This window comes from Micromonospora phytophila, from assembly GCF_023656545.1.
GTDB lineage: Bacteria > Actinomycetota > Actinomycetes > Mycobacteriales > Micromonosporaceae > Micromonospora > Micromonospora phytophila.
On the sequence record NZ_JAMOKF010000400.1, the window covers coordinates 1 to 4,343 of the forward strand.

General features: G+C 71.4%; 1 protein-coding gene and 1 pseudogene. Both read right to left on the bottom strand.

Annotated features, from left to right (window positions below):
• Positions 1–319 (bottom strand): annotated as a pseudogene (locus NCC78_RS28250) (4Fe-4S dicluster domain-containing protein); the annotation flags it as partial.
• Positions 312–3,617, bottom strand: coding sequence for a formate dehydrogenase (gene fdh / locus NCC78_RS28255; RefSeq protein ID WP_250798319.1), 3,306 nt, complete (start codon positions 3,615–3,617; stop codon positions 312–314). The pseudogene NCC78_RS28250 and the gene fdh, both read right to left, overlap by 8 nt.
• Positions 3,618–4,343: the final 726 nt, after the last annotated feature.

Sequence of the window (4,343 nt, forward strand, 5' to 3'; positions counted from 1 at the left end):
CCGACGACGCGCTGACCGACCCGCCGGTCGGGGTGCCGGCGAACGGCGGCGTCCGGTGCCCGGCCGGGCGAGGCTGCTCGATGAACGCCACGTGCCGCCACGAGTTGGCGGTCAGCGCGCCGGTGTTGTCGTACGACATCCCGAGCAGGTCCAGGCCGGAGCCGGGAACGTCGTTCCACTCCTTGCAGGCCACCTCGCAGGCCTTGCAGCCGATGCAGACGCTGGTGTCGGTGAAGAAACCCATCCGGGGCGGCGCGTCGTGCCAGCCGGCGTCCGGAGCGGGATCCAGCGGCCCGTACAGGCTGTTCGGGTCAGGAATCATTGCGGCTCCCGTCGCTGCCGGCTGCGTCGGAGAGGGTGTCGCCGCCGATCGCGCCCGGGGTGATGTTCCCGGTGGGGTGGCCGGGGACGATCCCGGCCCGCCGCTGGTAGTCCGCCACCATGTCGAGCAGGGCCGGGCCGGTGGGCCGGCGACCTGGACGGACGTCACAGGTACCGACCTTGCTCTCCTGGATCAGCACGTTCGGGTCCAGGGTGATCCCGAACAGGTCGTTGGCCGAGTCGCCGGTCACCAGGCCCTCGAAGCCGAAGTGGTACGGCAGCCACACCTGGTGGATCACCCGGCCGTCCACCCGCAGCGGGGTGAGCCGGTCGGTGACCAGCACCTTCGCCTCGATCACCGCCCGCCCGCTGACCAGGTGCGCCCAGCCCAGGTGCGCCAGCCCCCGCTCGGCGGCGAGCTCCGGGGACACCTCGACGAACATCTCCGGCTGCAACTCCGCCAGCGGACGCACGTTGCGGCTCATCGCGCCCGCCGTGTGGTGCTCGGTGAGCCGGCTGACCGTGAACACGTACGGGAAGACCTCGCTGTGCTCCTGCGGCGGGCTCGGGTTCACCGAGTTCACCGGGTGCGCGTACGCCTTGCGGGTGGGGTTGGCCTGCTGCCGGTAGAGCGGGTTGCGTACCGGCGACTCCGCCGGCTCGTAGTGCGTCGGCAGCGGGCCGTCGAGCACCCCGCTGGGCGCGTACAGCCAGCCCTTGCCGTCGCCCTGCATGACGAACGCGTCGTCGCCGGCGATGCCCTCCGGACCGGCCGCGCCCTCCGGCGGCCGGTACGTCGGCGGCTTGGTCTTCTCGAAGTCCGGCACGTCGTAGCCGGTCCACTCGCCGGCCTCCGGGTCCCACCAGACGTAACGCTTCCGCTCGCTCCACGGCCGGCCCTGCGGGTCGGCGGAGGCGCGGTTGTAGAGGGTGCGGCGGTTCGCCGGCCACGCCCATCCCCACTCGGCGGCCACCCAGTCCTGCTCGTGGCGGCTCTTGCGGCGGGCGGCCTGGTTGACGCCGTCGGCGTACACGCCCGCGTAGATCCAGCAGCCCACGGCGGTGGAACCGTCCTCCTTCGCCTCGGCGAACGACGACAGCGGGCGCCCGGTGGCCACGTCGTACCCGTTGATCTCGCGCAGCACCGCCTCGGCGCTGGGCTCCGCCTCCGGGCCGTGCGTGGGGTAGTCCCAGGCCAGGTCGAGCAGCGCCCGGTCGCGTGGCAGCTCGGAGCGGGCCAGCTTCTCCCGCAGTTTGCGCCCCAGGTGGTAGAAGAACCACAGCTCGGAGCGCGCGTCGCCCGGCGGGTCGAGGGCCTTCTCCCGCCACTGCACCAGCCGCTGGGTCTGGGTGAAGGTGCCCTCCTTCTCCACGTGCGAGGCGGCCGGCAGGAAGAAGACCTCCGTGCGGCACTCCTGCGGCACGATCTCGCCGGTGGCCACCTCGGGGCTGTTCTTCCAGAAGGTCGCACTCTCGATCATGAACAGGTCGCGGACCACCAGCCAGTCCAGGTTCGCCATGCCCAGGCGCTGCGCCCGGCCGTGCGCCGAACCGACCGCCGGGTTCTGACCGAGCAGGAAGTAGCCCTTGACCTTGCCGTCGATCATGTTGAGCACCTGCTGGTAGGTGCCGTGGTCGCCGGTCAGCCGCGGCAGGTATCCGTAGCAGAAGTCGTTCTCCGGCGTCGCGGCGTCCCCCCAGTACGCCTTGAGCAGGCTGGCGGCGTACGCCCGCGCGTTGCCCCAGAACCCCTTCTGCCCGGGGTGCCGGATGGTGTCCACCCACTCGTCGAACGTCGGGTTGTCGGCGTGGTGCGGCATCGGCAGGTAGCCAGGCAGCAGGTTGTAGAGCGTCGGGATGTCGGTGGAGCCCTGGATGCTGGCGTGCCCGCGCAACGCCAGCACGCCGCCACCCGGGCGGCCCATGTTGCCCAGCAGCAACTGGATGATCGCGCCGGTGCGGATGTACTGCACGCCGACGCTGTGCTGCGTCCAACCGACGGAGTAGATCAGGCAGCCGGTGCGTTCCCGCCCGGAGTTCTCCGTCCAGGCGCGGGCCAGTTCCAGGAACTTCTCCTGCGGGATGCCGCAGACCCGCTCCACCATCTCCGGGGTGTAGCGGGCGAAGTGCCGCTTGAGGATCTGGTAGACGCAGCGCGGGTGCTGCAACGTCTCGTCCTGCCGGGTCTGCCCGCCCACCTGCGCGCCGTGCGACTCGTGCCGCAGGCCCGCAGCGCTGTCCCGCTCCTTCGCGGTGTGCCCGCTGCCGGAATCACCCTCGTGTCCCTCGTACTGCCAGCTGTCCTGCACGTAACTGGCGGTCTCGGCGTCGAAGCCGGAGAAGAAGCCGTCGCCGTCCTCGGCGTCGACGAACCGCTCGCTGACGATCGTCGCGGCGTTCGTGTAGGCCAGCACGTACTCCCGGAAGTCCAGCTCGTTCTCCAGGATGTAGCGGACCACGCCACCCAGCAGCGCGATGTCCGAGCCCGCGCGGATCGGCAGGTACGTGTCGGCCAGCGCGCTGGTGCGGGTGAACCGCGGGTCGACGTGGAACACCTTGGCGCCGCGCCGCTTGGCCTCCATCACCCACTGGAAACCCACCGGGTGGGCCTCGGCCATGTTCGAGCCCTGGATGACGATGACGTCAGCGTTGGCGACGTCCTGCTGGAAGTCCGTCGCGCCACCGCGACCGAAGCTGGCCCCCAGACCGGGGACGGTGGCGGAGTGTCAAATACGGGCCTGGTTCTCGATCTGGAGCGCCCCCATCGCCGTGAACAGCTTCTTGATGAGGTAGTTCTCCTCGTTGTCCAGCGTCGCCCCGCCCAGGCTGGAGATCCCCAGCGTGCGGTTCAGCGGCCGGCCCTCGGTGTCGACGTCCTCCCAGGTCGCCGCGCGCGCGGCGAGGATCCGGTCGGCGATCATGTCGACCGCGACGTCGAGTTCCAGATCCTCCCACTCGGTCCCGTAGGGCCGGCGGTAGCGGACCTTGGTCTGCCGCAGCGGACTGGTGACCAGGCTCCGGCTGGCCGAGCCCTTCGGGCAGAGCCGGCCGCGCGAGATCGGGCTGTCGGGGTCACCCTCGATCTGGGTGACCCGGTTGTCCTTGACGTAGACGCGTTGGCCGCAGCCCACCGCGCAGTAGGGGCAGACCGAACGGGCCATGCTGTCCGCGGTCTCCGTGCGCGCGGTCAGCTCCGCCGACCGCTCCGACTGCGCCGCGGCACCCCGGCCGAGCGGATCGGTGCCGGTGAGCTGCCGGTAGACCGGCCAGCCCTCGATGAAGGTCCGCAGACCCATCGGTGACACCTCCTCTCCGGCCACCCGACGTCGACGTCGACTCCTCGAACATTAGGGCAGCCGACCCCACCCCGCGACCCGCGCGGCCGATCATCTTCCGGCCCCGCCCGGGTCGGCGTCCGCGCGACCGTTCCCCGCCGCCGCCCGACGCGCTCCGGGCGTCCGCGCGACGGTTCCCCGCTGGTCGCCAACCCCGCTTGGGGCCCGGGGGTACGCCGCCGTCGGAGCCCAGCCCCGCTCCCCTGGGGTACGCGCAGACAGCGCCGCCCCCGGGCCCGGGTGGGCTCGGGGGCGGCGCTGGTGTCGGTGTGCAGGTCGCCTCTCGGCGAGTGGCGCGACGCGGCTCCAGCCAGACGGTATTCCGCGAAGGCAATTTAGGTGAGGCCCGGGGACACTGGACACACCGACACCTCATTCAACCAGCCCACCTGCCGATGTGTTCCCACCCCCGCCGAACGCCGCCGGGCCGCCCGTCGGCGCCCCGTGGGTCGGATACGCCGATGGCCGGCGCCCCGGTATCCCGTGGTGCCGGCCGTCGGTCGGGTGGATGTGCCGCTGGCCGGCGCCCGGTGATCGGGTGCCGGCCAGCAGTCCCCCCGAATAAAGTCAGCTGTTGTTCCAGTGCTTGGCGACGAGGTCGGCGGCCTGCTTCTCCCACTGCGCGTAGTGGTCGGGGTACGCCGACACCTGCACGGTCTGGGCGGCCTCGGTCAGCGGCATGTTCTT